3 protein-coding genes are annotated in these 3540 nt (G+C 72.5%); 2 read left to right on the top strand and 1 reads right to left on the bottom strand.

The features are described 5' to 3' along the window. Positions 1 to 68: 68 nt before the first annotated feature. Complete coding sequence (locus tag I5Q34_RS33695; RefSeq protein WP_234429933.1) at positions 69 to 1490, bottom strand: transcriptional regulator; 1422 nt, start codon at positions 1488 to 1490, stop codon at positions 69 to 71. Between the two features lie 235 nt (positions 1491 to 1725). Between I5Q34_RS33695 and I5Q34_RS33690 the strand changes: the two genes are divergently transcribed. Continuing rightward, positions 1726 to 1887 (top strand): hypothetical protein, encoded by a 162-nt coding sequence (locus I5Q34_RS33690; protein ID WP_199896303.1) that lies wholly within the window; start codon positions 1726 to 1728, stop codon positions 1885 to 1887. 76 nt (positions 1888 to 1963) lie between these two features. Then, a complete protein-coding gene (locus I5Q34_RS33685) occupies positions 1964 to 3511 on the top strand; it encodes an asparagine synthase-related protein (protein ID WP_234429932.1) in 1548 nt (515 codons plus the stop codon). Positions 3512 to 3540 lie beyond the last annotated feature (29 nt).

Raw genomic sequence — 3540 nt, 5'->3', positions numbered from 1 at the left:
CAACGAGAAACCTCTACTCCAACCGAGTGGTGAACACCGCATTCGTGATACTCCCGGCCGCGGAGACGTCAGCGTGCGGCGACAGCGTCTTGGATCTGCTCGCGGAGTTCGACGGCCTCGGGGGCAGGCGTGTACGGCGCAGCTTCGTCGTGAAGTTCGGCGAGCCGGTCGCCGACTCGGGTGCTGCCGATCGCGCCGAAGAGCGCGAGGGCGGTCTGGGCCTGCTGGTGGGCGCCGCTGACCTCACCGGTGACCAGGTGGGTGCGGGCGAGACCGAGATGATCGAAGGCCTTGGACCGGACGCGGTGCGCGGGGCGCAGTTCCAGGGCACGGCCGAGCAGGTGCAGGGACTTCTCGGCCTTGCGGACGCGGGCGGAGCCTCCGTCGTGTTTGGCCGCGATCTGGTGGGCGACGCCGATGGTCGCGCAGAGTTCCGCTTCGTCGAACCAGGCCATGTGGGCGGGCTCGTCTCCGAGGCTCACGGCGGCGAACTGCTCTTCGGCGGTGCCGGCGGCACGTTCGCTTTCCCTGGTCTGCCCGAGGATGGCGTGGAAGCGGGCTTCGAGGGCGGCGAGCATGGAGCGGGCGGCCGGGGTGGTATGGCGGCGGGCACCGTACTGGGCGAGGCAGACCAGGTCGAGGGCGTCCTCGAAGTGTTCCAGGTGGGACATCTGGCGGGCCATGCACTGCAGGATGTGGGCGCCCAGCGCCTTGTCCCCGGCTTCACTCGCGGCGTGCAGAGCGGCCAGGAACAGCTTCTGGGCCCGCTGATGCATCCCGGCGTCAAAGGTCATCCAACCGGCGACGGATCCGAGGTCAGCGACGGCGGCGAACAGGGCGCGGCCAGTGTCCTCGTCGTAGGAGGCGGTGCGCAGCAGGGCGTTGGCGTCGGCCATCTGCGCGATGACGGCGGTGCGGGAGAGGCGGCCGCCGTGGCGGTTGTCGGCGTCGCGGAACATGGCCGTGACGGTGCGGATTCCCTCGATGTCGCTGGCCCCCAGGTGTCCGCCGCCGCGGGCCATGAGGGTGGAGGGGGTGGCGGTGGGCCACTGGTGGAGGGGGGCGAGGAGGTCGTCGCCGGAGTGGATGGTGTGGGCGTCGTCGGTGTTTCGGCTGTGCGGGACCATCATCTCGCTCCGGGTGAGGTGTTCGATGGCGGCAATGGTGGTGGCGGGCTGCCAGGCCAAGTCGGGGGCGACGGTTATCGGGGTTGTGCGGTCCGGCATGCCGATGTCGGCGCAGGTGAGCGGGAAGCCGGTGTGCTGAGCCAGGCAGTCGGCGATGAGCTGCGGCACGGGGTGGCGCGGTACCTCCCCGGCCCGCCATGCCCTCACCCGTCCTTCGCTGGGGTTGATGCCCCGTTCCCCGGCGGCGCGTGCACGGCGCGTGACCTCGCGTGCCAGGGCCGCGTTCGAGATGCCGGCCTTCTCGAGCCAGTGGTCGAGCAGATCGTTGGGGTGCTTTACGGTCCGGGGCCTGCCTGCCGCCATGAGACGCCTCCAGTCCGTCGAACTGCCCATTCTAGAAGTGCGGTTGGCCGTGCGGGAGTGCCGGGAATTTTCCGGCGGTATCCGGCGGGGTGCGCGGCGTGCGGGCGACAGTGCGAGCAGGGGACAGCGGCGGCGGGCGGCGGGTACCGGGCCTGCTGACCGGGTGGTGCTCTGGTTATGCCGCGACCGGCCTGGGCGCGGCAGCGCCATTCAGGTTCACGACCAGGAGGTAGTCATGGATTCCACGACCGCGATCACCGCAGCCGCGACCGGCGCGGCGCTCACCGCCGGCGTCCCGGGCATCGCCCTGCCGGAGTCGTTCTCCGTCGAGGGCGCCACCCTCGGCCGTCAGCCGAACAACGACGGCGACAACTCCGGCGCCATGTTCTTCGAGTGACCACTGCCGCACGGTGACCACCCGGGGGGCCGGCCACGCCGGTCCCCCGGGCCCGTTTTCGGAACCAGGATGGGGAATGAGGCGCATGAGCGAGGAGTGGATCACTGGCGGCGGTACGTCGGATGCGGGGTGGGGAGGGGGGCACGAGGCGGCGGGCATGCCGGGCATCCGGGTCGGGCCGGGGGCGCGGGGCCGGCTCATGGCTGGCGAGGGGGTGCGCATCCTGCTCGTGGGCGACTTCGCTCTGGAACCCCGGCAGGAGCCTGCGCTGCTGAGGGCGGCGGCAGAGGAGCGGTGGGCGGACCTGACGTATCTGCCCGGCTCGTACTGGGTGGTCGCCGATGGCGGCGGGCGCCGTTTCGTGTGCGGGGACCTGTCCGGGTTCCGCAGCGTCTTCCACGCCCACGGGCCGGGCGCCGTGTGGTCGACCGGCGCCCGCCGCCTGGCCGGGCACTGCTCGGCCGTACCGGACCTGGCGATGGTGGCCGCCCGCCTTGCTGCGGGGCCCGAGCACTGGCCGCACCGCACGGTCTACGACCGAATCCAGGCGGTGCCCGCGGGGTCGGGGCTGCTGCTGGGCGGCCGGGCCGGGCCCGAGCTGGTCGGCATCAGCGGCATCGAGCCCACGCTCACGCTGTCCCAGGGCGCCTCCACCTTCGGCCAGGCGCTGGAGCAGGCCGTGCACGGGCGGATGCGGACAGCCGACGGAGTGGCCGGCGCCGACGTGTCCGGCGGTCTGGACTCTTCTGCCGTGGCGATCCTCGCCTCCCAGACGGGAGAGATACGCGCGGTCACCTACGCGGATGCCTTCACCAGCAGTGAGGACCTGGCCTTCGCGCGCCGGGCCGCCGCACACATGGACGTGGACCTGCACGTCGGCCAGGGCGGCCCCGGCGAGCTGCCGTTCGGCTGGAGTCGGGAGCAGCCGGTGACCGACCAGCCCGCCGCAGTGAGCCTGACCACCGCCCAGCACGCCCTGTACCTGCGGCCGGCGGCCGGGCTGCCGCTGCACTTCACCGGTCATGGCGGGGATGTGGTGCTCGACTCGTGCAGTGCCGCCTGGATCGGCATGGTGCAGTGCGGGGCGCGCAAGGAGGCGCGGCGGCAGGTCACGAACTGGGCGCGGGCCCGCAACCGGGCCCCGCGCGAGCTGTGGCGGGCTGTCACCCGGGCCGCCAACACCGGCCACGCCGGCGCGCTCCAGGAGGCCGCCGCCCGCGTGACCCGCGGCGAGAGCGAGGCGCGGCGGCCGGGTGTGTGGTCGTGGTGCCATCTGGGCGCATGCGCGACCTGGCTGACCCCCTCCGGCCGGGAACAAGTGGCCTCGCTGCTGTCCGCGGCCGCGCGGCAGGCGCGGGAGGAGAGCCGGGCGGATCTGGTGGAGCAGGAGACCTCCCTGCGCCTGGTGGGGGCCGACGCCCGCGACACGGTCGCCCTGACCGCGCCGTGGCGGGTGCGACAGGTTCATCCCTACCTCGACAACCAGGTCGTCCGCGCCGCCTTCGCGATCACCCCCATCGAGCGGCACGGCGTGAGGGCCTTCAAACCGCTGCTGAGCGCGGCCCTGCCGTCGCTGCCCGCCTGGCTGACCTCCCGTCAGAAGCCATCCGCATTCCGAATGTGATCGTTGGGTTTCTGCTGGTCGGGCATGAA

Source organism: Streptomyces sp. AV19, from assembly GCF_015999245.1.
Classification (GTDB): Bacteria; Actinomycetota; Actinomycetes; order Streptomycetales; family Streptomycetaceae; genus Streptomyces.
This window is presented reverse-complemented; position numbering and strand designations above follow the sequence as displayed.

Excerpts from the sequence above, each read along its gene's own strand:
- I5Q34_RS33695 (WP_234429933.1), bottom strand. The coding sequence starts at position 1,490 with ATGGCGGCAGGCAGGCCCCGGACCGTAAAGCACCCCAACGATCTGCTC.
- I5Q34_RS33690 (WP_199896303.1), top strand. The coding sequence starts at position 1,726 with ATGGATTCCACGACCGCGATCACCGCAGCCGCGACCGGCGCGGCGCTC.
- I5Q34_RS33685 (WP_234429932.1), top strand. The coding sequence starts at position 1,964 with ATGAGGCGCATGAGCGAGGAGTGGATCACTGGCGGCGGTACGTCGGAT.